Raw genomic sequence first — 24,980 nt, 5'->3', positions numbered from 1 at the left:
TATCAAGTATGAGAAAGGTGATTCACTCAGGCCGAGCGAGTCTAGTAACGCTGATTGCTGCGCTAGCGCTGACGGCCTGTGGCCAAGAACAGCCTCCAGAGGAACAGGGCGCTCAGCAAGAAGCGCCGCCTCATAAGGTAGAAGTGGCCGAAATGGCGCGCCAGGATATTCCGCTTAACAAATCCTACCCATCGTTGTTACGCAGTGATAGCGAAGTGACCCTGGTGGCCCGGGTAAGTGGCTATCTGGAGGAGCGTCATTTTGAGCCGGGCCAGATGGTGGAAGAAGGTGATTCGCTTTATACCATCGAACCTGATCTTTATCAGGCAACGGTCAACCAGCGCGAAGCCGATCTGCAAAGTGCACGTGCCGAATATTCTCGTGCCCAGCGCGATGCCCAGCGCTTTGAGCAGCTGTTAGGCCAGAACTCGGTAAGCCGCCAGCAGTACGATCAAGCGCAGGCAGAGCAGCGCGTGGCGCAAGCCAATGTTGCCCAGGCAGAAGCTGCCTTGACCAGTGCCAATCTAGACCTTGGCTATGCCAACGTATCAGCGCCTGTCTCCGGCATGATCAGCTTGAGCCAGATCAACGTGGGCAACTTCGTTAACTCCGGAACAGAACTTGCCACCATCACACCACTGGATCCGCTGGAAGTACGCTTCCAGATGCCCCAGCGCGATGCCTTTGAGCTGCGTCGTCAGTTAAACGAAGCCGGTGATGCTTCCAATATTACTGCGCGCCTGCGTGTGCCAGGCTTAAGCGGTTCAGACGACTCTGAACTGGAAGGGCGTTTAGAGTTTTTGGGCTCGCGGGTGGATGGTGGAACCAGTACGGTTCAGGCGTCTGCCACGTTTGATAACCCTGATGGCGCTATCCTGCCCGGTCAGTTCGTACGCGTGAGCCTTGACGGTTTAAGGCGCTTTAACGTGTTTGCCGTGCCGGAAATTGCGGTCACCCAAGGCTTGATGGGGCCGCGAGTATTTGTGCTGGATGAAGAGGATCTGGCACGCGAGCGCACCATACAGCTAGGCGAAGTGGCTGGTCCCTGGCAGCTGATTGCCGGTGGTCTGGAAGAGGGCGACCGTGTAGTAGTGGGTGACCCAGCGGGTCTAGAACCCGGCATGGCGATTGATCCGCAGCCCTTTAACGGCAATGCCGATGAGCTGGTGGAAAGGGTTGAAGAAGCCGAAGCGAAAGAACAGCAGCAACAGGCTGAAGCCGCGTCAGAAATGACCGACGGCGCTGGCGCAACGCCGCCAGGTGAAGGGGAAGAGGGTGCACAATAATGAATCTCTCTAACTTCTTTATCAGTCGTCCGATTTTCGCCACGGTACTGGCGATTATCCTGACACTGGTAGGCACTATGGCCATGCGGATACTGCCGATCGAGCAGTATCCCAGCGTGGTGCCGCCCACCGTATCGGTGCAGGCTCAGTTCCCTGGTGCGGATGCTGAAACCGTTGCGCAAACGGTGGCGGCGCCGCTCGCTGAGGCGATCAACGGTGTAGAGGACATGCTATACATGACCTCTAACAGCGCTGATAACGGCATCATGAGCCTGAGCGTGGCGTTCAATATCGGCACCGATGGTGATATCAATACCATCAACGTCAATAACCGTGTACAGGGAGCGCTTTCGCAGCTGCCTGAGCAGGTGCAGTCTCAGGGTGTAACCGTTGAACTGCGCTCTGACTCTATCTTGATGTTGATCGCCCTGACGTCACCCAGCGGCGACTACAACAACGTTTACATGCAGAACTACGCCACCCTTAACGTTCTTGATGAACTGCGCCAGGTGCCTGGCGTAGGTAACGCCGAGGTGTTGGGTGGCGGCGAGTTCGCCATGCGTATCTGGATGGATCCCGATAAGCTGGCCCAGTACGACTTGACCCCGAGTGAAGTCGCCAGCGCCATTCGCTCGCAAAACACTGAAATCCCGGCAGGTAACCTGGCGGCAACCCCGCAGGGTGAGCCGCGTGCCTATACCTACACGATCACCGCTGGCGGTCGTCTTTCCAATACGGATGACTTCCGCAATATCTATCTGCGCACTAATCCCGATGGCTCATCACTGCGTCTTCAGGACGTAGCGCGTATCGAATTGGGCGCCTCGTTTTATGGGATCGATGCACGGCTGAATGGCTCCACCATGACGCCTATCATCATTAACCAGCAGCCGGGCGCCAATGCTTTGGCAACCGCCGATGCGGTGCGGGCGACAATGAATGATCTGGCCGGGCGTTTCCCGCCTGGGCTTGAGTATGTAACGCCCTATGACACCACGCAGTTTATCGATGCATCGGTAGAAACGGTATTTCATACCTTTATCGAAGCCTTCCTGATCGTTATCGTTATTCTGTTTATCTTTCTGCAGAACTGGCGTTTCACCGTTATTGCCATGTCGGTGGTTCCTGTCTCGGTCATCGGTACCTTTGCAGGCTTTTACCTGTTCGACTTCTCGATCAACCTGCTCACGCTGTTTGCCCTGGTACTTTCGATAGGGATCGTGGTGGATGACGCGATACTCGTTGTGGAAAACGTCGAGCGTGTGCTGAGTGAAGAAGATGATATTTCTGTTCATGACGCCACGATTCGTGCCATGAAAGAAGTCGGTGGGCCGGTTATTGCTACCTCCCTGATTATGGCTGCGGTCTTCGTGCCGGTTGCCTTCCTGGGTGGTTTTACCGGGCAGATTTATCAACAGTTCGCGATTACTGTGGCGATTTCGGTGGCCCTGTCAGCCTTGATGGCGTTGACGTTTACGCCTGCGCTTTCGGCCATCTTTATCAAGCACAACCTGCACCAAACGCGTCAATCGGCTTTCAAGCGGGCAATTACGACGCCGCTGCGCCTGTTTGACCGCTTGTTTGCTGGCATCACCGCAGTTTACATGTGGTTTGTGGTAAAACTGGTGCGCTTTTGGGTATTGGCGTTGGCGTTGACGATTGCGGTCGGAGCGGGTTCTTACTGGCTGTTCGTTAATACACCTTCAACGCTTGTGCCGGAAACCGATCAGGGGATTGTGCTGGTCAGCGTATCGCTACCCGATGCGGCTTCGCTTGATCGTACCCAAACGTATATGGCGAAGCTAAGCTCCGCTATTGAAGATATTCCTGGCGTGCAGTATTCCTCAGCGATAGCGGGCTATGACATTTTGGCAAGCGCGGTGAATACAGCGCGTGGGATTATCTTCGTTAACATGGTGCCCTGGGGCGATCGTGACCTGACGGCCGGCTCTTTGGTCGGGCAGATCATGCAGCTTGGGGCGAGTATTGACGGCGGTTCGGCTATGGCCTTTAACGTTCCGCCGATTATGGGGCTTTCAACGACGGGCGGTTTCACCGGCTACCTGCAATCGTTTGATGGTGCTTCACCTCGCGAGCTTTACGAAGCCTCGCTGCAGATCATGGGGGCGGCAAACCAGCATCCGGCGTTAAATCAGGTGTTCTCTACGTTTAACGTTAACGTGCCTTCGTACCGGGCTGAAATTGATCAGCAAAAAGCCCTAAGCTATGGCGTGGCGCTGGAAAATATCAACTCAGCGCTTGCTAACACCTTCGGTAATGGATTTGTTAACTTCTTCAGTTATCAAAACCGTAACTTCCAGGTGTACCTGCAAAACGAGGATACCTTCCGTAAAACGCCGGATGACGTGAGTAGCGTCTTTGTGCGTGGCGGCAATGGCGAACGTATTCCGCTGTCTGAGTTTGTCACGCTGGAGCGTCAGGTGGGTCCCTCGGTCGTTTCACGCTTTGGGGTATATACCGGTGCGCAGTTCCAGGGGGGAGCGGCTCCTGGTTATAGCTCGACTCAGGCGATTGAAGCCATGGATCAGGTGGTTATGGACACACTAGGCCCGAACTGGGGCATGGGGTGGACCGGTACGGCCTACCAGGAAGCCAACCTGGGTAATACGGCGATGCTCGCCATCGTGTTTGGTATCATGATGGTCTTCCTAATCCTGGCTGCTCAGTACGAAAGCTGGTCGCTGCCGCTGGCGGTACTGACCGCCACACCGTTTGCCTTCTTGGGCGGCATCGGGGGTATTGCGTTACGCGGGCTCGATACCAGTGTGTATGTCCAGATCGGTATGCTGGTGGTCGTGGGGCTAGCAGCGAAGAACGCCATTTTGATTGTAGAGTTTGCCGAGCTGCAGCGTAAAGAGCAGGGCAAGTCGATTCGTGAGGCAGCGATTACCGCGGCGGAGCTACGCTTCCGGCCGATCGTTATGACATCGCTTGCGTTTATCTTCGGTACCTTACCGCTGGCATTGGCTACCGGCGCAAGTGACGTCAGCAGCCACCATATCGGCACCACGGTTGCTGTGGGCATGGCATCGGTTGCGATTCTGGGCAGTCTGTTTATCCCCAGTTTCTACGCCATGATTGCCACTGTATCTGATTGGCTGTATCGCAAACGCCACCCTAATCGTGATAATCAAAAGCCAGCGCTGGAGCACGACCAACAGTGATGCTTGATTAAAACGCTAAGTGGTTAATCAGCGGGTGTTGCCTTCGGGCAGCACCCGTTTTTTTAGGTTGGGGTGACCCGCGTCAAGACACTCAGCGGCAGAAAAGGATAGTTTAGACTACCCTAAAAGAGGTAAATCGTTTTCAGCTTGAACTAATAAAATCATCGCAAGCGAAAACAACACCGGGCGATATGCCTGGAGGAGGACACGCCATGCAACCGTTTGTTTCTGCTGCCCTGCAGTTTCCCACTATAGTGTTTACTTTCCTGCTTGCTCTAGTCGGGCTTTATTGGTTATTAGTGCTGGTGCGAATCGCCCCGCTTGAGCTGTTTGAGCGTGACAGCCTGCGCGACGACCATATGGCCAGCACATTGGTATCGTTAGGGTTTGCGGGTGTGCCAGCCACGCTGGCCCTAACGTTTCTAATCGTCGTGGCGGGAGCGCTTTCATTAGTCATTGAGCTTTTAGCATTACGCTGGCTGTCGTTGGGTATGCTGCGAGTGCCGGTGGGTGTACTTGTCTTATGGATAGTGTTTGCGATTGCCTCACCCATTGCCGCCATGATGTGTCATATGCTGCAGCGTAATTTGCATCGCTATAAGCCGTTCACACGGCGCTGCCTGTTAGGTGCCACGGTGGTGGTATCTGAACGTGAAGGCAATGAATTTGCTACCGCGGTTATTGAAAATGAACCGAATAGCCGCGTAAGGCTACACTGTAAGCAGGGCGACTGCCCTCAAGAGGGCGAGCGCCGTGTACTGGTGAAATACCTGGCCGATGAAAGCGCTTATCGCAGTGTCACCGAGCAAACATATCTGGATACCCGGGTACGGTTGAATAAACTGCGCCTTAACCATAAAGGTCATGACGCAGGATATTCGACCTAACGCTACACATTACTTGAACCAGCGCCGCCACTGCCTTGTTAGCCATCGTCCTATGGGTAACGCGTCATTGGCGGTAGTGCTGGATGGTCGAGAAGATATTGAGTGAGCGGGTAGCGGCTGCTGAAGGAACTGACGAATGGGGGCCACTTGTTCTAAGCGATCTAACATTGGCGCATGCCCGCAGCCGGGCGCGGTCAGCGTTACCAGCTCAGGCTGATCTTTTGACATACGTGGCAAAGTGGCTGCATCCAGCAGTGTCGAGTGCTCGCCACGAATGACCATGACCGGGCAGCGAATAGCTGCCCAATCCTTCCACATATCCCGTGGAGTATCGTGAATAAACTGCTTGTTGATGCGCGGATCGAAATGGTGGGTCCAACTGCCATCAGGCAGGCGGCGAGCACTGCTTAGCAATAGCTCACGCCAGGTCGCTTCTTCCTGAATGCCAAAGCTTGCGTAATGCTCTCTTAGCTCAGCATACAATTCGCTCAAGGTAGTGAAGCGGTGATGAGTACTGAAGTAGCTTGCCAGCTCAATCAGCCCATTATTATTTAACTCAGGCCCAACATCGTTAAGTATGAGGCGCGAGATGCGCTTGCTGTGCTCAGCGTGGGCGGCCAACTGTATGCCTAGCAAGCCGCCCATGGAGGTGCCCAGCCAGTCGGTTTGCTCAAGCTTGAAGTGATCCAATACCGCAATGGCAACATTAACGTAGTGGCTATAAAGATAATCGTGGGAGGGAAAAAGTGACCAGCTGGAAAGCCCTCTGCCCGGCGTATCGGGAGCAATAACCCGCCATTCATCACCCAGTGCGCGGGCGAAGGCGTTAAAGTCGCCACCGTGGCGGGCTAAACCGTGCCAAGCTACCAACGTGCGCGGTGCGTTAGGGTTCCAAATACGTATGGCAACTTCTAGTTCGCGTACGCGGATAAATTCCAGGGCGTCCATGGGATGCTCCAAAGCCTGCAGTCATCCCAGTATAGGTAGATTGCTGCATTGCAGCGAATGTCATGGGCTAGCGGTGCATGATGCGTATCAAGGTGTCAATCAGTTCGCCGCCACGTTGGCGTATGGAAAACGCATGCGGAGTGCGCAGCCAGTCGTGGAAAAGGCCACCAAGTACCGACTGCATCATGCGGGTCGCGACTTCAGGGGTTAGATCTTCACGCAGCAGCTGCTGGTGTTCGGCTTCCTTGAATACGATCAGCATTTCGGAAAAACACTCTTCACCGATCTCATCCTGCATGGCGAGTGGATTGATATCGCTAAAAAATTCGCAGCGATGCAGTAAAATCGACAGGATACGCTGATGAGAAGGTTGCTCAAGACGTGCTAGGCCCGCATGGCAGGCAAGGCGAATGGCTTCCATCGGGGAAAGCTTTTCATCGGCTTTACTGACGGCTTCCATCAGCGACTGGAACGGCATGCGTACGCGTTCCACCAACGCCATGAACAGGTCACCCTTGTTTTTAAAATGCCAGTAGACCGCGCCACGGGTTAACCCTGCATGCCGAGCAATCTGCTCAAGAGACGTGCGTGCGACACCCTTTGCAAAAAATACCTCCTCGGCAGCATCCAGCAGCGCTTCACGAGTAGCAGCCGCTTCCGCTTTGGTCTTTCTTGCCATGGAAACGCAACCTCAGTAATGACACAAGATGGTCTTATTTTATCTGATACGCCACGATTTTTACATTCAAAACTGTATGGATAGATGATTAAACGCATTACATGTGTTATCAACTTTGTATGCCTTCCATAACGCACAGGCGCTAACCCTGCGAATGGGCGTTTAGGCTTATAGCATCACTTGGTGAATGCCATCGTGCATGCGTGGGAATACCGCTGGTAATAGGAATTTCAAGATGGCGCGAGCAGCTTTTCAGCTCGCTGGGCATACCGTAGAGCCCGGCCAACGTTCACAAATCGACGTGCCGGTTGCGCGTCTTTACACCCATACACCCCTGCATATTACGGTTGAAGTCGTACACGGGCGCAAAGAGGGGCCCGTTATGCTGGTGTGCGGCGGGATTCATGGTGATGAAATCAATGGCGTGGAAATCGTCCGCCGCCTGCTGCGCTCAAAAGCTATCAAAAGCCTACGCGGCACGTTAATAGCCGTGCCTGTAGTCAACGTGTTTGGTTTTTTGCAGCAGACCCGCTATTTGCCAGACCGGCGTGACCTTAACCGCTGTTTTCCTGGGAGTGAGACAGGCTCCCTGGGTGGGCGAATTGCCGCGCTGTTTCGCGAGCAGATCGTGGATAAGGCCACGCATATTATCGACCTGCACACAGGCGCCATCCACCGGACCAACTTGCCGCAAATTCGCGCGCAGCTAAGCCCAGGTAGTGAAACCGAGCGCATGGCGGATGCCTTTGGCGCACCGGTGATACTCAATGCCGAGCTGCGTGAGGGCAGCCTGCGCCACTATGCGCAAGGACGCGGTATTCCTGTGCTTACCTATGAAGCGGGCGAAGCGCTACGGTTTGACGAGTGGGCCATCGCCCCGGGCGTGCGGGGCGTACTACGTGTGATGCGCCGCTTAGATATGCTAACCGGCGAACAGCGTCGGCGCTCGACGGCGCCAGCAGAGCTTGCCAATGGATCTAGCTGGGCGCGCGCGCCTATCGACGGTATCTTGAGACCTCAGGTGCGTTTGGGCGCCCGGGTGGCTAAAGGCGAGGTGCTGGGAAAAGTCGCCGATCCGTTTGGCAATCAGGAAGATGAAGTTAAATCGATGGCTGATGGCATTGTGATCGGCATGAGTCGTTTGCCGCTTGCCAATGAAGGCGAAGCGCTTTATCACATTGCCCGGTTTGATGAGATTGAAGAGGCGGAAACCGCGATTGAAAGCTTTCACTCAAGTCTTACGCCTTTACCTGACGCGCTTTATTAATCGCGTCATATAAAAAGCCTATCGGCTCAATAAATAAGCAATTCAGTCAGATAAATGGCGTAATCCTCCGTGCTTGACTATACCTTTGGTGAGTCTTATTAGCTTAAATTAAAAATAACAACGACTGCTCAGTACATAAAATTTATTAAAAACATAGATTTTATAAAAAAAACGGCGCCCAGGCGCCGTGCCAGCCGTGACATGGAGGAAAGGTAATGACGAGCGGTAATCCTAAACATACGACGACAGGTGCCGGTATTCCGGTTTCAAGCGATGAGCATTCGCTTTCAGTAGGACCCGATGGACCCATCGTTCTACACGATCATTTTCTGATGGAGCAAATGGCGGCGTTCAACCGGGAGATGATTCCTGATCGTCAGCCTCACGCCAAGGGTAGCGGCGCCTTCGGCCATTTTGAAGTCACTCATGATGTCAGTAAGTACACCAAAGCCAAATTTCTGAAAAAAGGCACTAAAACCGATTTACTGATTCGCTTCTCAACCGTTGCCGGGGAAAGCGGTAGCCCGGATACCTGGCGCGATCCGCGCGGCTTTGCGATAAAGTTCTATACCGAAGAAGGCAACTTCGACCTGGTGGGTAACAACACCCCCGTGTTCTTTGTCCGTGACCCGATGAAGTTCCAGCACTTTATCCATTCACAAAAGCGCCGGGCGGATAATGGCCTGCGTGATCACGATATGCAGTGGGATTTCTGGACGCTGGTGCCTGAGTCTGCCCACCAGGTGGCGTGGCTAATGGGCGATCGTGGCGTGCCCGCTACGTGGCGGCACATGAACGGTTACTCCAGCCATACCTATATGTGGGTGAATGATGAGGGTGAGCGGTTCTGGGTGAAGTACCACTTCAAAACCGACCAGGGCATCAAGTGCATGACCCAGGAACAGGCCGACCAGATGGCCGGTAACGATGCGGATTATCACCGTCGTGACCTGTTTGAAGCCATCAAGCGCGGCGAGTATCCCACCTGGACACTGCAGATGCAGATCATGCCCTTCGAGGATGCTAAAACGTATCGCTATAATCCCTTTGACCTGACCAAAGTGTGGCCCCACGATGACTATCCGTTGATGGAAGTGGGCAAGCTGACCCTTAATGAAAATCCCACCGACTTCCATAGCCAAATCAATCAGGCTGCCTTCGAGCCTAACAATATGGTGCCTGGCACCGGGCTTTCACCCGACAAGATGCTGCTGGCGCGTTCAATCTCCTATGCCGATGCCCATCGGGCTCGCCTGGGAGTGAACTACAAGCATATTCCGGTCAATACGCCCAAGTGTCCGGTCAATAGCTATACCCAGGGCGGGGCGATGCGAATGCATAACGCAACGGACCCTGTGTATGCGCCGAACAGCAAAGGTGGCCCCAAAGCCGATGGCGAGCGCTTCCCGGAAGATGCCGTATGGGCGACAAGCGGTGAGTTTGTGCGTACCGCCTATACCTTGCGTAAAGACGATGATGACTGGAGCCAGCCGCATACGTTGGTGCGTGAAGTAATGGACGACGCTGCGCGTGATCGCTTGGTATCCAACGTAGTTGGCCACCTTTCGGATGGCGTTACTGAGCCGGTTCTAGAGCGCGCCTTTGAATATTGGCGCAATATCGATCAGGAAGTCGGTGAGCGTATCGAGAAAGGCGTGCGCGGCAACTAATCAGCAAACGTAGATTAATTACCGCCCACCACAGCCCGCTACGTTAAGTCGTAGCGGGCTGTTCGCGTTTTTGTGCCTGCTCTTGAGACTGTTCTTGAGAAAGCTCGCTAACCAGCCCAACAGCATCATCAAACAAACGTAACCCGGCGCCTTCTTTATGCGCGTGTTCCGATAGCAGACGCCGAAAACGCCGGCCGCCGGGGCAGCCCTGAAAAAGCCCCAACAGATGACGGGTAATATGGTTAAGCTTTGCGCCTTCATCCAACCGCTGCTGAATATACGGGCGAAACGCCTGGGCCGCCTCTACACGGCTAGCGACAGGCCCCGGCTCACCGTAAAGCAGCGCATCGACCTCAGCGAGTAACCAGGGATTTTGGTAGGCTTCACGACCAATCATCACACTATCTACGTGTTCAAGCTGCGCCTGACACTCTTCAAGCGTTTTAATCCCACCGTTGATGCCAATATGCAGCTCAGGGCGGTCCTGCTTTAAACGATGCACGCGCGGGTAGTTAAGCGGCGGCACATCGCGGTTCTCTTTAGGTGATAAACCTTTAAGCCACGCTTTGCGCGCATGCACGGTAAATGTCTCACAACCGGCGTCCGCGACTATATCGATAAAGCGCGCCAGGTCGGCATCTTCATCCTGGTCATCAATCCCGATACGACACTTCACCGTGACCGGAATTGACACCGCGGCCTGCATAGCGCGCACAGCATCGGCGACTTTTTCTGGATAGCCCATCAGGCAGGCGCCAATCATGTTGTTCTGTACCCGATCACTTGGGCAGCCCACGTTCAGATTGACCTCGTCATAGCCCCATGCCTCGGCAATCGCCGCGCACTCGGCAAGCTCCCCTGAATCACTACCACCCAGCTGCAGGGCGATCGGATGCTCCACGTCGCTGTAACCCAAAAAACGCTCACGCGGCGAGCCGTGCAGAACGGCCCCGGTAGTCACCATCTCGGTATACAGCAGCGCCCGCTTGGTTAACGTACGCGCAAACGCCCGGTAGTCCCGGGTGGTCCAGTCCATCATGGGGGCGACGGAGAAAGTTCTATCCAGTACTGGGAGGGCGGTGCCAGACTTCATGCGGGTTTGCTGGGTTGTGTTATCATTCATAACTGTTCGTATTTACAGTGGTTGTGCGACGTTTTACATGGTTCGTTGGTACATATTTGGTACTTGAGCCGCTTTTGATTTGGTACATCTGAGAGGCAATAATGGCAACGATTCGGAAGCGCCGGAAAAAGGACGGCAGTTTCTCATATATGGTGCAGATCCGCATTGCCCGTAATGGTCAACCTGACCACTCAGAAACGAAAACATTCCCTAGAAAGGCAATGGCTAAAGAGTGGGCGAAGCGTCGGGAGCTGGAATTGGCCGCGCCTAGTGGCGTGCTGACTGCAAAATGGAAGGGCGTTACTTTACATGATGTCATCGAACGTTACCTACATGAATTTACCGATGGAGCAGGCCGTAGCAAGCGGGCCACTATTGAGCAGGTGCAGCGTTTTCGGTGAGCAGACACAAAAGCCCGCCGAAGCGGGCTTGATTTGATCAGAGCAACGTAGGCCAGTTTGGCCACAACGTTAACGTCAGCTCTGTTAACTTCATTGTAAGGTCAAAGAAATACAACACGATTTCAATACTTTTCATCGTGTTAACCTCCCGATATACGGATTGTAGACCGGCTTAATCGTCAACCATTTATTCAACTTAATGTTGAAAATTACACGAGATGTGTTAATTTTCTCCATCAGATAATCTCCTTTACCAAATGTTGAAGGCGCGCTAACGCCTGATACTTACGAAAGGCCCTAGTCCCCACGACTGGGGCTTTTTTCGTTTGTCAGCCTAAACTTAATCAACTTAGCCTGACGCGACGCATACTATATATAGGCTATGGGAAAATCAATTCAAGCATATATGGTATTTTTTCATCCACAGGTTATTGACAGGCTAAGCCCAGCACCATGCCTATTAACAAAAAATCCGCTAGGATTGTATCTTTACTTTTTTAGCTGTTAGTGGGTTTTAAATATTTGTTATCTTTATGTTTTATTGAAAAAAGCCGTATGGTCTCCCTTCACCTTTCTAAACCACTACTTAAATTTGAAAATGGCTTTTATGCTGAGGTACCAAGTCACTGCCTCTACCTCTAGTCAGGGCGCTTGTTCTTGAATCCATAAGCAAAAGCCCGCCTGGTTGCGGGCTTTTGGCGTAACTATGAGTTAGCACAGGTCTGAATTTTTCCAACTTAAGGTAAAGCGTGCTTACTACTCCAATTGCCATTCAGCAAGCGGCACTTCGTTTTGGCAGCTGGTATCTACCTGCGCCAGTGGGTCATCCAGAAATTCTTTAATTACGGCGGAGCGACACTCATTGACCGGGCTATGCCCCAGCGCCTGCATCTCGATAGCCTTGAGATTGGGCATGGTGCCGGTAAGCTCATCGCTCCAGCGAGTACCGCAACAAGGGTCCATCTGGCCATGGATCGCCAGGGCTGGTGTCTCTGTCGTTACGATGTCGTTATGCTCGGGTGGCACGTCACCATCTCCGCCCCACCAAGCACAGAGCCAGATAGGTTCAAAGCCAATAATGGCGGGTTCGCGCTATACCGCAGCTAATGAGTCTTGTGGCGTGGGCCGATTGGTTCCCATGTCGTTACAGGCCTGAGCCAGGAACGCGCCCATGGCATAGTTAGGTGCTTCAGTCACTGGGGTGTAATCGTCAATCATGAAGAAGTCATGCAGCGACGAGTAATCACCCTCCGTTACCTGGGAAACAATGCGAGGCAGTTCAGCATAATATTGCGGTAGCATCAGGTAGAGCGTGTCGAGGAAGGCGGCACCATCAAAGTATAGTGTTTTCTGTTCATCCTCTGATCCTACTTGGGCAATATAGGGCTTGTCGTCCAGCGCGCGGCGCGTTCTATCAATGGCTAAAAACCATGCAGGGACTTGTTCTCGGCAAGCTTCGCTGTCTTCAACGCACATGGCTAGAACGTCTGTAAATCGACGTTTTAAGGTGTAAAACTCATCCAAGGGCGCTCTATTGCGAAGGCTGGTGTACCAGGGCCAACCAAGAATGGCGGCTCTCACACTGTCGGGATAATAACGAACATAAGAAAGCGCAGTGCCACTCCCTGTAGAGGAGCCGAAAATATTCACGTTATCGTAATCAAGCAGGTTACGAATCTCATCAAGATCGCGTGAGGTTGAGCTTTCCGTATATTGGGCAATTTCAACGGCTTCATCTTCAAGCTTTTGATAGCAAGCAGCGACTTCGTCAGTGATGTGTTGCATCCGCTCCATAGGGTCGAGTGAAGCCGTTAAAGCGGGGGTGTGGATAATGTTGTGGTAGGGGGACACGCCCGCGTAGCCAGGACACTCCAATGATGGGGTGGCATGTTTAAAGCCTCGAGGATCAAACACCACTAGCGAGCGGTTGCCAATATCCTTACGCAGTTGCTCAATGTAATCAGCATTGCCGAGGATGGAGTATCCTGGGCCGCCTGGAAAAAAGACCACGGGGTCGCTTTCCGCATCGGCATCATTTTCAGTTTCCGGATCGATAACGCCTATAGGAAGCTCAATTGTTCTCCCGTTTGGATTGTTCCAGTTTTCCTGACCGTAGAAGGTGTAGCAACTGGCATTGAGGTCTTTTAGCGCTTGGGTTGCACAGGTTGTGCTTTCTAGCCGAGGGATGGTGTTTTCATCTTGGTCTTGTGCGTGAGCTATTCCAGCACCTAATGCAGCCATTAGGCATAGGCTAGCGACGGCCTGATGCTTAGTGGAGGGCATAACATCTCTCCATTGCTTTTGTGTGTTGGCGAGAAGGACGGCAAATACTGTGCCGTAGCCCCACTATAGTTGAGTAAACGCTAAGTAAGAGTATCAACGCCATATTGCTGAATAACGAGCCCGGTGGCACCGAAGAGACTACTTGCTTTAGTGTTAACTGTGGCTTACATTTTGATTATGAAAATGATTACCGTCACCGAGACCTACTCGACTTGGTTCGTGAAGTTGCGAGATAGCAGAGCCAAGGCAAAGATTTTGGCCAGAGTGCGCCGCGTTGAGTTGGGGAACTTCGGGGATTGTGAACCTGTTGGTGAAGGGGTATCAGAACTCAGGATTCACTACGGGCCTGGCTACCGAGTGTATTTTGTTCAGCAGGGGTATGAGCTGGTGATCTTGCTGGCAGGTGGTGATAAATCCACTCAGGCAAAAGATATTGATATCGCGAAGCAATTAGCACGCGATTTGAAGGAGGCGCCATGAGCACACTGCGTAAATGGGATGTCGTTGACCATCTAAAAACTGAAGAGGATATGGCGCTATACTTGGAGGCTTGCTTTGAGGAAGACGACCCCGCGCTGGTAGCTGCCGCGCTTGGGGATATCGCGCGCGCCCGTGGTATGTCACAACTAGCACGTGATACTGGGTTGACCCGTGAGGGGTTGTACAAGGCGCTTTCCGCTGATGGGAACCCGAGCTTTGCAACGATCATGACGGTGACGAAAGCCCTCGGTATTTCGTTGCATGCTAAAGCGTCGTAAAGCAGGCAACCTGCATCATGATATGCCCCGCCTTTTAATGAACTGCACCCTGATCGCTGGATGAGTATCTAACTTTTGGGTGCAGTGCAATTTACGGGGTTCTTTGCATAATGTTGGAGCCGTTAAGGTTGCAGGCCTAAACTACTCGCTCCCTTTAGGGTCGGCTTCATCAGACTTCTGATCAATATTGTCTTTATGAGCGCGCTTTTCCTTGACTACCTGAGCGCCTGGAATGGGCGCTGCTTTGCCAGACGTATTGTGGCCTGGCTCTGAACGGGATTCTTCGTTTTTCTGGTTATCAACGTTGGCGTCTGGTCGATAAGGGCGTGGCTCTTCATGTTGTGATGCTTTTTGCGTGGCATTGGCACCATGAGGCGTGTCTTTATCAATCGTCTGTTTAGCTTTTTGAGCTTCTTCGCCCTTGTTACGCTGTTCATCCGGTCCATGGTTCATCGCTTTACTCCTATGCTTGCCTGGTATTCGCTTTGAAAAAGCCAAATTGGCTCTTTCTATTTATAGACTAGAACAGCTCTTTGAAAACTGCAGGCGCAAAAAAGCAGCGTCAGATACTTTCGTGCTATGTATCCAACCCACGCCAATGTTTGTTTTACCGTCGCGTCAGTATCCTTACGCAGGAGATGGGCACCATAAACACTCGGCACATCGGATGGCCGAGTGTGTGCAATAGGGATTATGCGCCCTTACGTGCTCTGGTTAGTTCCGCCATAGCGACGCGTGCGAGAAAGCCACTTCGCGTTTTATCCCCAGGGTGGCCGGCCACAAAGTCATCAATCTGCTTGAGCAGTAGGTCGGGAAGAGTGACGTTTATTTTGTGACTTTTACCGAGGTAAGGGGTTAGATCAATATCCACCACAGCCCAAACCCAGCCCTCAAAATCAGGGTTATCCATATGGTGTTCGATGGATGTGGCTTCGGGAATGGGGTCGCCGTATTCCACGGCCACTTCCAACCAGCCTTCGATAGCTTCCTTAGCGTTAATCATCGCCTCTTCAAAGCTGTCGCCTGCTGAGTGGCAGCCGAGCAAATCGGGTACTGTCACGCCATAGGCGTGATCATTGTCGCCACGTTCAATGGCAATGGGAAACAACATGCGTTGACCTCCGTTAGTAGGGGCAGCAGTGGCCAACCTTATTCAAGGCCAGCGCTTTTTCTGATTCCTTTAACCAGCCCGATTTTTAAATCCTTTTTGGGGTGTGGCACGGTCACTGTGCCGGGCTTGGTTGGGTGCCTGAAATGGTGATGGCTGCCTTTTACTCTGACAAGTTCCCAGCCACCCGTTTCCAGTTCTTTAATCAGCTCTCTGCTATTCACCTCCTGCCCCTTTATTTTAATCCTGGAGTTACTGTAACCCCAAAAAAAGGGTTGGTCAATTTTATAACTCTGATAACCCCTTTGGTCGTTGAGGCTATTCGGGCCTGCGTTCGTATTAACAGCCTACGACCTGTAATTCTTGCCATTAGTGGTGGCTCTAGCAGCCTATTTACTCGCCCCATGGTCAGAAAAAGTAAGTATAACGATCACGCTACGTGCTTACTAAAGGCACCCAAACATGCTCATAACCAATAGATAATGCAACGCCCGCCAGCAGCAACGCCATCAGCTGATTAAAGCGTCTGAAAAAGGCAGGGTTTTTTATCCGGCCACCCACTAAGCTGCCAACCCAGATGTAGCTTCCGGGGGCGCCTGCGGCAAGTAATGCTAATCCCAGCGACCAAGCCACTAAACTGATCCCTTGAATACCGGCAGCCGGAAACTGCAGGGTGGCGATGGGTAAAGTTGCCACAATGCCTTTAGGGTTTAGCAGCTGAAGAACCAGCCCATCGCGATAGCGTAACGTCAGCGGTGGCTGAGTGATTGAATCGAGATCCACGCGCGCTTTAGCGATGTGTATCGCCAAGTAAATAATATAGGCACAGCCGATAACGCTCACCGCTATCAGTAGCTGGCCGTTGATCCAGGCGGCACCGGCCCAGCCAAAGAGTAAAAACAGTAGCAGCATCGCCGTGCCTACGCCCATACAGTAGCCTAGCGAGGTTTTTGTCTGCCCGTTCATACCGGCATTCAGCCCTAGAAAATTCACCGGCCCAGGCGAATACATTACGCCTAAGGCGTAAGCAATAATGGCTAACATAAAGATCTCTCTATTCAGCAGATAAGATGGCGCTGATATTGGTAGGGCGTTACGCCGTATATGCGCTTAAAGCGTCGGTTGAAATGGCTAAGATCGGTAAAGCCGTAGCGAAACGTTACCTCGCTAAGCGAAGCGCCTTGCTCAAGTGCACTACACGCCGCATTAACCCGGCAGTTGATTACGTACTGGTAGGGCGTGATGCCTAACTGCTGACGGAAAAGCCGCAGGAAATGAAACTTGGAAAGATGCGCGGCCTGGCTAATCGCTTCAAGCGATAGGTCGGTATCCAAGTGCGCGTGAATATACTCCTTGGCCAAGCCGAGTAGCGCATCAGGCCGGGTAGAGGTATGCCCTGGCTGGTAGGCGCCGCCTAGTTGGGTGATCCGCTCAACGACTTGGTAGAGGGAATTTTCCTGATCAATCTGACTGCCGGTTGTCGTGGTAATAAGCTGAGCCGCGCTTGTTATCCGCTCGCGTAGCGTGGTGTCCTGCACTAATGTGCTGTCGAATCGAAAGTGGGACGCCGTTTCCTGACCCAAGGCGCCTTCAAATAGGGCTTTCACCTGATCTGGGTGAACATACAGCATGACGTAATCAAGCGTACGGTCGCCGCCTGGTTGGCCGTCATGAACGTCGTCCGGGTTAAAGATGATCACGTTGCCTGGCGGGCTGCGGTGATATTGCCCACCGCTGAAAAAGTCCTGACGCCCAGAAAGCGTCACCCCAAAGGCGTACTCTTCATGCGCGTGAGGGTCATAGCGAAAATCGAACATCGCTGCCTGTAGCACTTTCAGTGTGGGTATGTGCTGACTTTTAGTGAACTGAAAGCGGCTTGACGATTGCCCCATTGCTAAGCCCCCTTATCAAAATGATATGGCGCTAGTTTAACGCTTGCGACTTGCCTCAGCTTGTACAAAATTGCGCTTTATGGGCGTTGACTGCCCATTTTGAACGGCCGGTAATCTTCTTAATGAATCATAAAGTCAGGCGAGCTTTGATTTAGTTCTGGGTACTGGCTGCTACGCTAGATCGGTAAACGTTGAATCCCAGTACGGCTAATGACAAGGAGGTTACGGTGAAACCGATCAACTCGTTCGATCCTTCACGCCGCCAGGTAGTCGGTGGTTTAGCGACCGGTATGGCCGCCGCTATTGCCGCACCCGCTTTCGCTCAATCATCCACTTCACAGCCCACTGCCAGCACTGGCGCGGCTGGCGCAAGCTCTACAGGAGGCTTTATGCCACAAAAGCAGGACCCGACCAGTCAATATCCCGCACCGCCGTTTTCTGAACAGCCGCAGGAGTGGCCGGGGCTTGCCAGTGAAATGGACCCACGGCCTGACCACGGTGAAGAGAGCTACCGTGGCAGCGGGCGTCTGGAAGGCCGCAAGGCCCTAATCACGGGTGGGGATTCCGGTATCGGCCGGGCAGCCGCCATTGCTTATGCGCGCGAGGGTGCTGATGTAGCAATCAACTACCTGCCTGAAGAGGAATCTGATGCCCGGGAAGTGATTGAGTTAATTGAGGCCGAAGGGCGCACTGCGGTTGCCATCCCCGGTGATATCCGTGATGAAGCATTTTGCAGTGAACTGGTCGAGACGGCAGTACAGCAACTGGGTGGGTTGGATATTCTGGTCAATAACGCCGCCCGCCAGCAGTGGAAGCCATCGATTACAGAGCTTAGCCATGATGGCTTCGATGCCACAATGAAAACCAATCTTTACGCCATGTACTGGATAACCCAGGCGGCGATGCCTCATCTGGAAGCAGGTGCTGCGATTATCAACACTACCTCGGTGGTGGCCTACGATCCGCCTAAAATCCTGCTGGATTACTCAATGACCAAAGCAGCGATCATCGCGTTTACCAAGGCGCTGGCCAAGCAGCTTGCCGAGCAGGGCATTCGCGTTAATGGCGTGGCCCCCGGCCCGTTCTGGACCCCGCTTCAGCCCAGCGGTGGCCAGCCGCAAGAAGCCGTACAAAGCTTCGGTGAAGACGGTCCTCTGGGGCGCCCAGGCCAGCCGGCAGAGCTCGCCGGTGCCTACGTGCTCTTGGCCTCGCAAGAATCCAGCTTTACCACGGGTAACATTTATGGCGCTGGCGGTGGTAATGGTCATCCATAAGCTTGATTAAGTGCTATCGGTCCAATCCAATTGGCAGGCTTGGGCCGAATGCCGTTCACAATGGGTTTCTATCATGCCAATAAACTTGGTAAGCAAGGGCGATGCGTTGTCATGGTGCCAGTTCATATATAAGCCAAGCACCGCGTCTGAATCATCGCCAATCGGGCGCAGCGGACAAAAAGCGACTTTATGATTTAATACGGCATTTGCCATGCACTCCGGTAATAGCGCAATGCCGAATCCGCTAGCTACAAGGCCGACTAGGGTATGCAACTGAGCGGCCTCCTGCTTGATCCTCGGGTAAAAGCCTGCCGTTTCGCATAGCGACATAAGCTGATGATAATACCCGGGCCCCAGTGCCTGGGGTGTAAAGACGAAATCCTCCTGAGCAAAATCGCTTAAATCCAACGACCCCTTGTTAACGCTTGGGTGATCAATGGGGAGTGCCAACAAGATACTCTCTTCAAGCACCTTTCTTGAGCGCATGGAGTTTGGAATGGGCATGTGGCGCATAAACGCTACGTCCGAATTGCCAGTCATCAGCGCTTTAACCTGGTGCGAAGAAGGCATCTCCTGGATCACTAGCTCAACGTTCGGCAAACTTTTTCGGAACTGGCGCAGCGCATCCAATACCGGTTCGTAATACGCCAAAGATACGGTAGTCACCGTCAGCCGCCCTGCGACGCCACCAGCCACATCACGTGCCCGCTGAATACCTGTTTCCAAATGGTGAAGCGTGGTGTAGGCCGTTTCTAAAAAAGCGCTACCGGCGAGGGTTAATGCTACTTCGCGCTTGCTACGGATAAAGAGTTGAAAGCCGAGGCGGTCTTCAAGCCGGGCGATGGCTTGGCTTAAGGGAGGCTGAGCCATGTTGAGCCGAGCAGCGGCGCGGTGAAAGTGCAGCTCTTCCGCTACGGCAATGAACTGCTTGAGCAAGCGGGTTTCGACCATAGGTGGCCTCGGTGTATGAATCGATAGGGCGCTTTAAATACTTTAAACCATTAAAAAGTATTTCAGTAATACGCTGTGCATATCAAACTTGTTGCTCATTAATATTAGATAAAAAGAATTAAACGCGTACCTTGAATAACACTTGTTTATCCAGACAGAAAGGAAACAGCGAATGTTATTCAAGAATCGAACAGCCCTAATTACTGGCGGCGCCAGAGGGCTTGGCTGGACCTACGCCGTTGCGCTTGCCGAAGCAGGCGCGAATATCGTGATCAGCGACAGCGGTGCCGACCGGGATGGGGTAGGCATGGAAAGCAGCATTAGCGATAAAGCGGCGGCAGCGCTGAGAGAGCGGGGACATCGGGCTATCGCGCACAGCGGAGATCTGGAAGATGAGTCCGAGTGCCACGCGCTGATCGTACGCGCCATCTCTGAGTTTCAAGGGCTGGATATCATCATCCATAACGCGGGCTGGGTCGGCTACCAGGCCATCGATAATGCCCAGGCGGATTTCCTTGAGCGCTCATTGGCAGTGAACGTCTGGGCGCCGATGTGGCTTGCCAAGTATGCCTGGCCGCACCTTAAGTCCTCGACAGCACCGCGCATCGTGTTGACTACCTCTGACCGTGCCATGTATGCCTGCTACGGTCAGAAGGGGCTTGCGGCTTATGCGGCCGGCAAGATGGCTCAGATTGGCCTTATGAATGCCTTGGCGCTGGAAGGGTATGAACACGGCATTCGGGTAAACGCGGTATCGCCTGTGGCCAGAACGCGCATGTGGGGCGAAACCGGCACGCCCTCGGATCTCAAACCGGAGTGGGTGACGCCGGGGACGATGTACTTGGCAAGCTACTTATGCAATGAGAGCGGCTATATCTTGCGTGCCAGCAACGGCCAGTTTAGCGCCACTCGTTTCGAGGAGAATCCTGGCATCGACTACCCGCGCGATTTAAATCGTATTTATGCGGCAAGCGTTGACGAGATGGCCGCTCAGTGGGAAGTCATCAAGGAACACGGCCATGTGCGCTAATGCGATAGACAAGTGGGCAAGCGTCAAGATCGAGCTTGGTGAAAGCCCCGTTTGGGATGAGCGCACCGGCACGCTCTACTTTGTCGATATCACCGATGGCAAGATACACGCACTCCAGGGTAACGCAGTGTCTTATACGCTGTATGAATCGAACCACACCATCGGCGCGCTGGCGCTCACCCAGGCGGGCAATTTAATATTCGCCGAAGGTGCGCGGGTAACGGTGTTTGATCTGAAAACGCGGCAGATCGTACAAATGTCTGCTGCGATCAGCGCAGAGCCGCATTACCGCTTCAACGACGGCGCCTGCGACCCCAGAGGTCGTTTCGTTACGGGTTTGATGGATGAAAGCCATCGCCCTGAGAGTGGGCAACTTTTCAGCTTTGACACCCAGCTAGCACCTACGCTGTTATATGGCCGCATGGGATTACCTAACGGCTTGGTGTGGAATCATGAGGGTAATTGCCTCTACTTTGTAGACTCGGTAGCACGACAGATCTTAAAAGCGGACTATTCGCTGGCCGCCGGTACCCTAAGCAATATAACTATGTTCACAGAGACCCCTGCCCACTTGGGAAGGCCTGATGGGCTAGCCATGGATGTGGAAGGCGGTATCTGGGTGTGCCAATTCAATGGCGCTTGCTTGCTGCGCTATAACGCTTATGGTGAACTAATCGAGCAGCTCTCGGTTCCCGTGCCTAGGCCCACCAGCTGTTGCTTTGGTGGTGTCGATATGAAGACGCTTTTCATTACCTCTGCGCGATTTGGCATGCGCGCGGATGAGCTTGAGCGCTACCCTGACGCTGGCGGCCTATTTGCGGTACGCCTGTCGGTGGCGGGCAGCCCGCGCCATCGTTTCAAACCAGGGTAGCGGAGCCTGCCTACCCGGCCCTTCTCTTTTAATACAAAGGATAGCTATCCATGTTTACCGGCCTAAGCGCATTTCCATTAACGCCCATGAACGAGCAGGGGGTTCGTGAGGACGAGTTTTCCAATTTAGTGGAACGCTTGGCCAAGGCGCAGGTGGACTCTATCGGCGTGCTGGGCTCAACCGGTAGCTATGCTTATCTCTCCCGAGAGGCGCGGACTCGCGTTACCCAGTTGGCGGTAAGCAGCGCAGGTAACGTGCCGGTGATTATTGGCATTGGCGCATTGCGCACGCGGGACGTACTGGCGCTGGCCGAAGACGCCCAGAAAGCAGGTGCCAGTGGTGTATTGCTAGCGCCGGTTTCTTATCAAAAGCTGACCGATGACGAAGTGTTTAGCCACTATGAAACGGTCTGCCGTTCATTAAGCGTACCGCTGTGTGTGTACGATAATCCGGGCACGACCCACTTTACGTTCAGCGACGAGCTGCATGGCCGTATTGCCCATTTGCCTCAAGTGCGCTCAATCAAGGTTCCGCCGGTCAGTACGGATATCAATGCTGCCCGCGAGCGGATTGCACGTTTACGTGCCTTGATTCCAGAGGATGTCACCATGGGGATAAGCGGTGACGCCGTCGCATCCACCGGTCTAATCGCGGGGTGCGACAGCTGGTATTCCGTGGTGGGCGGGTTATTTCCTGAAACGGCGCTGGCGATAACGCGGGCAGCCCAAGCGGGCGACGCCCAAACGGTTCAGCGTCTTTCTGACCGGCTTGAGCCGTTCTGGGTGCTTTACCGTGAATTCGGGGGAAGCTTGCGGGTTATCGCCACCGTAGCGGAAATACTGGGCAAGGTCAGCACACCCTGTTTGCCGCTGCCGCTCAACACTTTGCAGGGCAACCAGCGAAACAGGGTAGAACAGGTCATTGAGCAGCTTGATCTACGGTAGGCGGAAGTGAGCGTGAAGTGGCGTTATTCGGTTAGCTTGATCAGCCGATCCGGATAGTCGGTAAACAAACCGCTCACGCCCCAATCCAATAAACGCTGCATCTCATCGGTTTCGTTAATAGTGTAGATATGTACCGGCAGGCCGTTTTCCTGAGCCTTTTGAATAAACGCAGCATCGATGACTTCTTCACCTTCATAGATAAAGTTGGTGCCCATGCCTACCGCATATTCAGCGACTGCCTGAAAATCCTCATCGGTGATTTCCTGCGGCCCCGGTGTCACGCCTGTCCACTCAACCAGGCGTTCGTCGTCTTCTTCGCTTGGGTAATACCACACCAGCTGAATCAGCGGAATCTTGTCGTTGAGCTCATGAATTGTCAGCAGGCTCTCCTGCGCAAACGACTGAATCAGCACGCGCCCAGTGTCGATCATATCAAACGCTTCCAAGCGCTTAACAAGCGCCGCTTCAACGCCCGGGTTCAACTGGGGTGACTTGGTTTCCAGGTAGTAGCGGGCATCCTGACCAAAGCGGTTAAAGATCTCTTCAAGCGTTAATATCTCGGCGCCGACGAAAGCGTCATCCACCTGATCAGGATAGGCGTCGTTAAACCATGACCCCGTATCCAGGTCTTTAAGTTCGGCAAGCGTATAGTCGTTGATATGGCCTTCGCCATTGCTGGTGCGCTCAAGAGTGTCGTCATGAAAGGCGACCAACTCACCGTCAGAGGTCATCTGGATATCCAGTTCCAGATAGTCTGCTCCCCATTCATGGGCCAGCTCGAGTGCGGCCATGCTGCTTTCGGGAGCGTGGCCGCTGGCGCCGCGATGAGCAATCACCTGAAACGAATCTAGATCCTTTAGCTGTTGCTCCAGCGGAGACGTTTCTGCTAATGCAGCAGAGGCGGTAACACCAGCGAAAAGACCTAATGACACGGCAGTAAATAACGAAGAATGGCTCATAAACGTTCCTTTTAGTGAATGCTCAGCCAATTACCCTACTTCGTTTATTACCTCATTCCAAATGACGCTGTGTGTAAACTTGTGCTCTGCACCAAGCTTCATGTGCTGGGTGTGTTAACGCCAGTGCGGCTTTGTGCCAAGTGCTTAACAAGCGCATCGGCCTCGCGAGGGTGAGTAAGGCGCACGATACGAATATGGCGATAACGGGTGTCAATCAAATCGGCAAGATAGCGCCGCTGGTTGGAGCGCCAACTGGTCAGCATCCACCAGAGAATCGAGTCTCGGCTCATAAAGGTCTTGCGAAACGATTCGCGATTGCCCGTACCGGGCCAAAGTTCTTTGCGGCTAATGATGCGCACAATTGCGCGGCAGAGGGATTGGCGGAAAACGCGCCAGAACCCGTAATCCAGCCAGATGATCATATCGACCTCGCGCCACTTGATATCGCGGGTACGGTTAAAGTTGCCGTCCAGCACCCAGCCGCCCGGGGCTGCGCTTAAAGCGGCTTCCAGCGCGACGAAAAATTCATCGTCCGGTGTGCCTTGCCAGTTAGCACGCCAGAAAAGCTGGTCAAGCTGAATATAGGGAACGTCCAGGGCGTGGGATAATTGCTTAGAGAGCGTGCTTTTACCGCTGCCGCTGCTGCCGACAACATTGATTTTCATGATGTAGCCCTGTTCAAGCGGCGCGCTAGTTTACGTAGGTGACAACCTTTGGGCAAATAGACACGACGCCTAAAGCATAAAAACGTAAAGTAGTTGCTGATTGCTATTTTTACTTAAAAGGAGCTCAGTGTGGATACGTTGACTTGGCTGACCTACGTGGGCGTCATCTTTGCCTTGATCATTTTTCCAGGGCCGGTGGCGCTACTTTGCACAAGCCACGGGCTAAAGTTTGGCCGAAAGCATACGACCGCCACCGTGCTGGGCGGCGCCTTGTCTTCGCTGGTGTTAATGGTAGTTTCCTCGCTGGGACTGGGCGCTATCCTGGCCGCTTCGGAAAGTGCCTTTTATATTCTGAAACTGGTTGGCGGTGCCTACCTGATTTACTTGGGCATCGCGGCCTGGCGGGATTCTTCCAGCATTGATATTCACAGCCCTTCAGCCGCCAGCCATCAGCGTGTACCGATGAAAACGCTCTTCCGGCGTGGTTTTATGGTGGGCATCAGCAATCCCAAGGATCTGCTGTTCTTCGCCGCGCTGTTTCCCAACTTTATCGATGTGAGCCAGCCTCAACTGATTCAGTTCGTGATTCTGGCAGTGACGTGGCTGGTGATCGATTTCACCCTAATGTCGACTTACGCAGGGCTTGGTTCCAGTATCAACCGCTGGTTTCAAAGTCCGCGCCGCTATAAGCGTTTCAATCGTGCCACCGGCAGCTTGTTTATTGCCGCTGGCGGAACGTTAATGGCGTCCAATCATTAGAGAGAACCATTGCTTTCAACGCCCAGCGTCAAGGAGAGAC

26 protein-coding genes are annotated in these 24,980 nt (G+C 53.3%); 13 read left to right on the top strand and 13 right to left on the bottom strand.

Features of this window, described 5'->3' with window-relative positions; all coding sequences use genetic code 11:
• The first annotated feature begins 8 nt into the window (after positions 1-8).
• The 3 genes from ACT3XD_RS13615 to ACT3XD_RS13605 all read left to right on the top strand — a co-directional run bounded on the left by ACT3XD_RS13615 (position 9) and on the right by ACT3XD_RS13605 (position 5,358).
• Positions 9-1,286: an efflux RND transporter periplasmic adaptor subunit gene (locus ACT3XD_RS13615; RefSeq protein ID WP_192538455.1), complete on the top strand. Its 1,278-nt coding sequence runs from the start codon at positions 9-11 to the stop codon at positions 1,284-1,286.
• Positions 1,286-4,471, top strand: a complete 3,186-nt coding sequence (locus tag ACT3XD_RS13610; RefSeq protein WP_192538453.1) for an efflux RND transporter permease subunit — start codon at positions 1,286-1,288, stop codon at positions 4,469-4,471. Before ACT3XD_RS13615 ends, ACT3XD_RS13610 begins: the two co-directional genes overlap by 1 nt.
• A 212-nt stretch (positions 4,472-4,683) precedes the next feature.
• The gene (locus ACT3XD_RS13605; RefSeq protein ID WP_192538451.1) at positions 4,684-5,358 is read left to right on the top strand and encodes a hypothetical protein; all 675 of its coding nucleotides are present in this window, start codon (positions 4,684-4,686) and stop codon (positions 5,356-5,358) included.
• Between the two features lie 9 nt (positions 5,359-5,367).
• Here the strand turns inward: ACT3XD_RS13605 and ACT3XD_RS13600 are convergent, their stop codons facing one another.
• On the bottom strand, positions 5,368-6,306 hold the full coding sequence (locus ACT3XD_RS13600; protein WP_192538449.1) for an alpha/beta fold hydrolase: 939 nt from the start codon (positions 6,304-6,306) through the stop codon (positions 5,368-5,370).
• A 67-nt stretch (positions 6,307-6,373) separates the two neighbouring features.
• Positions 6,374-6,985 carry a TetR family transcriptional regulator gene (locus ACT3XD_RS13595; protein WP_192538447.1) on the bottom strand — a complete coding sequence of 204 codons (612 nt, stop codon included), beginning with the start codon at positions 6,983-6,985 and terminating at the stop codon, positions 6,374-6,376.
• A 235-nt stretch (positions 6,986-7,220) separates the two neighbouring features.
• Here ACT3XD_RS13595 and ACT3XD_RS13590 point away from each other — a divergent pair, with 235 nt between their 5' ends.
• Together ACT3XD_RS13590 and ACT3XD_RS13585 are read left to right on the top strand one after the other, a co-directional pair.
• Positions 7,221-8,252 carry a succinylglutamate desuccinylase/aspartoacylase family protein gene (locus ACT3XD_RS13590; RefSeq protein ID WP_192538445.1) on the top strand — a complete coding sequence of 344 codons (1,032 nt, stop codon included), beginning with the start codon at positions 7,221-7,223 and terminating at the stop codon, positions 8,250-8,252.
• Between the two features lie 215 nt (positions 8,253-8,467).
• Entirely contained in the window at positions 8,468-9,922 is a 1,455-nt protein-coding gene (locus ACT3XD_RS13585; RefSeq protein WP_192538443.1) for a catalase, read from the top strand.
• Between the two features lie 43 nt (positions 9,923-9,965).
• Here the strand turns inward: ACT3XD_RS13585 and dusA are convergent, their stop codons facing one another.
• Entirely contained in the window at positions 9,966-11,045 is a 1,080-nt protein-coding gene (dusA, locus tag ACT3XD_RS13580; RefSeq protein WP_192538441.1) for a tRNA dihydrouridine(20/20a) synthase DusA, read from the bottom strand.
• Between the two features lie 101 nt (positions 11,046-11,146).
• On the opposite strand from dusA, the gene ACT3XD_RS13575 reads away from it, so the two are divergent.
• Positions 11,147-11,446: a hypothetical protein gene (locus ACT3XD_RS13575; RefSeq protein ID WP_192538439.1), complete on the top strand. Its 300-nt coding sequence runs from the start codon at positions 11,147-11,149 to the stop codon at positions 11,444-11,446.
• Between the two features lie 756 nt (positions 11,447-12,202).
• Here ACT3XD_RS13575 and ACT3XD_RS13570 read toward each other — a convergent pair.
• Positions 12,203-12,508 (bottom strand): alpha/beta hydrolase, encoded by a 306-nt coding sequence (locus ACT3XD_RS13570; RefSeq protein ID WP_318782762.1) that lies wholly within the window; start codon positions 12,506-12,508, stop codon positions 12,203-12,205.
• Positions 12,509-12,538: 30 nt separating this feature from the next.
• On the bottom strand, positions 12,539-13,729 hold the full coding sequence (locus ACT3XD_RS13565) for an alpha/beta fold hydrolase (protein ID WP_225736191.1): 1,191 nt from the start codon (positions 13,727-13,729) through the stop codon (positions 12,539-12,541).
• Positions 13,730-13,852: 123 nt separating this feature from the next.
• On the opposite strand from ACT3XD_RS13565, the gene ACT3XD_RS13560 reads away from it, so the two are divergent.
• Both ACT3XD_RS13560 and ACT3XD_RS13555 read left to right on the top strand, forming a co-directional pair.
• Complete coding sequence (locus ACT3XD_RS13560) at positions 13,853-14,209, top strand: type II toxin-antitoxin system RelE/ParE family toxin (protein WP_444280597.1); 357 nt, start codon at positions 13,853-13,855, stop codon at positions 14,207-14,209.
• The gene (locus tag ACT3XD_RS13555) at positions 14,206-14,487 is read left to right on the top strand and encodes an addiction module antidote protein (RefSeq protein ID WP_192538437.1); all 282 of its coding nucleotides are present in this window, start codon (positions 14,206-14,208) and stop codon (positions 14,485-14,487) included. The genes ACT3XD_RS13560 and ACT3XD_RS13555 overlap by 4 nt, the downstream gene beginning before the upstream one ends.
• A 141-nt stretch (positions 14,488-14,628) precedes the next feature.
• On the opposite strand, the gene ACT3XD_RS13550 is transcribed toward ACT3XD_RS13555, so the two are convergent.
• The 5 genes from ACT3XD_RS13550 to ACT3XD_RS13530 form a co-directional block, all read right to left on the bottom strand.
• Positions 14,629-14,940: a hypothetical protein gene (locus tag ACT3XD_RS13550; protein WP_192538435.1), complete on the bottom strand. Its 312-nt coding sequence runs from the start codon at positions 14,938-14,940 to the stop codon at positions 14,629-14,631.
• Positions 14,941-15,178: 238 nt separating this feature from the next.
• A complete protein-coding gene (locus ACT3XD_RS13545; protein ID WP_192538434.1) occupies positions 15,179-15,598 on the bottom strand; it encodes a type II toxin-antitoxin system HicB family antitoxin in 420 nt (139 codons plus the stop codon).
• A 38-nt stretch (positions 15,599-15,636) separates the two neighbouring features.
• The gene (locus ACT3XD_RS13540; protein ID WP_192538432.1) at positions 15,637-15,819 is read right to left on the bottom strand and encodes a type II toxin-antitoxin system HicA family toxin; all 183 of its coding nucleotides are present in this window, start codon (positions 15,817-15,819) and stop codon (positions 15,637-15,639) included.
• 211 nt (positions 15,820-16,030) lie between these two features.
• Positions 16,031-16,639, bottom strand: coding sequence for a LysE family translocator (locus ACT3XD_RS13535; RefSeq protein WP_192538430.1), 609 nt, complete (start codon positions 16,637-16,639; stop codon positions 16,031-16,033).
• Positions 16,640-16,653: 14 nt separating this feature from the next.
• Positions 16,654-17,487 carry an AraC family transcriptional regulator gene (locus ACT3XD_RS13530; protein ID WP_192538428.1) on the bottom strand — a complete coding sequence of 278 codons (834 nt, stop codon included), beginning with the start codon at positions 17,485-17,487 and terminating at the stop codon, positions 16,654-16,656.
• 227 nt (positions 17,488-17,714) lie between these two features.
• Between ACT3XD_RS13530 and ACT3XD_RS13525 the strand changes: the two genes are divergently transcribed.
• Positions 17,715-18,761, top strand: coding sequence for an SDR family oxidoreductase (locus tag ACT3XD_RS13525; protein WP_318782761.1), 1,047 nt, complete (start codon positions 17,715-17,717; stop codon positions 18,759-18,761).
• A 6-nt stretch (positions 18,762-18,767) separates the two neighbouring features.
• Here the strand turns inward: ACT3XD_RS13525 and ACT3XD_RS13520 are convergent, their stop codons facing one another.
• The gene (locus ACT3XD_RS13520; protein ID WP_192538427.1) at positions 18,768-19,712 is read right to left on the bottom strand and encodes a LysR substrate-binding domain-containing protein; all 945 of its coding nucleotides are present in this window, start codon (positions 19,710-19,712) and stop codon (positions 18,768-18,770) included.
• A 172-nt stretch (positions 19,713-19,884) separates the two neighbouring features.
• On the opposite strand from ACT3XD_RS13520, the gene ACT3XD_RS13515 reads away from it, so the two are divergent.
• From ACT3XD_RS13515 to ACT3XD_RS13505, 3 genes are read left to right on the top strand one after another with little or no spacing between them, the layout of a single operon-like run.
• Positions 19,885-20,742 (top strand): SDR family NAD(P)-dependent oxidoreductase, encoded by an 858-nt coding sequence (locus ACT3XD_RS13515; RefSeq protein WP_192538425.1) that lies wholly within the window; start codon positions 19,885-19,887, stop codon positions 20,740-20,742.
• Positions 20,732-21,613: an SMP-30/gluconolactonase/LRE family protein gene (locus ACT3XD_RS13510; protein ID WP_192538423.1), complete on the top strand. Its 882-nt coding sequence runs from the start codon at positions 20,732-20,734 to the stop codon at positions 21,611-21,613. Before ACT3XD_RS13515 ends, ACT3XD_RS13510 begins: the two co-directional genes overlap by 11 nt.
• A gap of 50 nt (positions 21,614-21,663) precedes the next feature.
• Positions 21,664-22,557: a dihydrodipicolinate synthase family protein gene (locus ACT3XD_RS13505; RefSeq protein ID WP_192538421.1), complete on the top strand. Its 894-nt coding sequence runs from the start codon at positions 21,664-21,666 to the stop codon at positions 22,555-22,557.
• A gap of 23 nt (positions 22,558-22,580) precedes the next feature.
• On the opposite strand, the gene ACT3XD_RS13500 is transcribed toward ACT3XD_RS13505, so the two are convergent.
• Both ACT3XD_RS13500 and ACT3XD_RS13495 read right to left on the bottom strand, forming a co-directional pair.
• Positions 22,581-23,516: a glycerophosphodiester phosphodiesterase gene (locus ACT3XD_RS13500; protein ID WP_192538419.1), complete on the bottom strand. Its 936-nt coding sequence runs from the start codon at positions 23,514-23,516 to the stop codon at positions 22,581-22,583.
• A 98-nt stretch (positions 23,517-23,614) separates the two neighbouring features.
• Entirely contained in the window at positions 23,615-24,181 is a 567-nt protein-coding gene (locus ACT3XD_RS13495; RefSeq protein WP_192538417.1) for an adenylate kinase, read from the bottom strand.
• Positions 24,182-24,310: 129 nt separating this feature from the next.
• Here ACT3XD_RS13495 and ACT3XD_RS13490 point away from each other — a divergent pair, with 129 nt between their 5' ends.
• Complete coding sequence (locus tag ACT3XD_RS13490) at positions 24,311-24,940, top strand: LysE family translocator (RefSeq protein ID WP_192538415.1); 630 nt, start codon at positions 24,311-24,313, stop codon at positions 24,938-24,940.
• Positions 24,941-24,980: the final 40 nt, after the last annotated feature.

Source organism: Halomonas sp. AOP7-B1-5, from assembly GCF_052353045.1.
GTDB lineage: Bacteria > Pseudomonadota > Gammaproteobacteria > Pseudomonadales > Halomonadaceae > Vreelandella > Vreelandella colorata.
The sequence above is the reverse complement of the archived record's forward strand: the minus strand, read 5'-3'. Positions and strand labels throughout refer to the sequence as shown.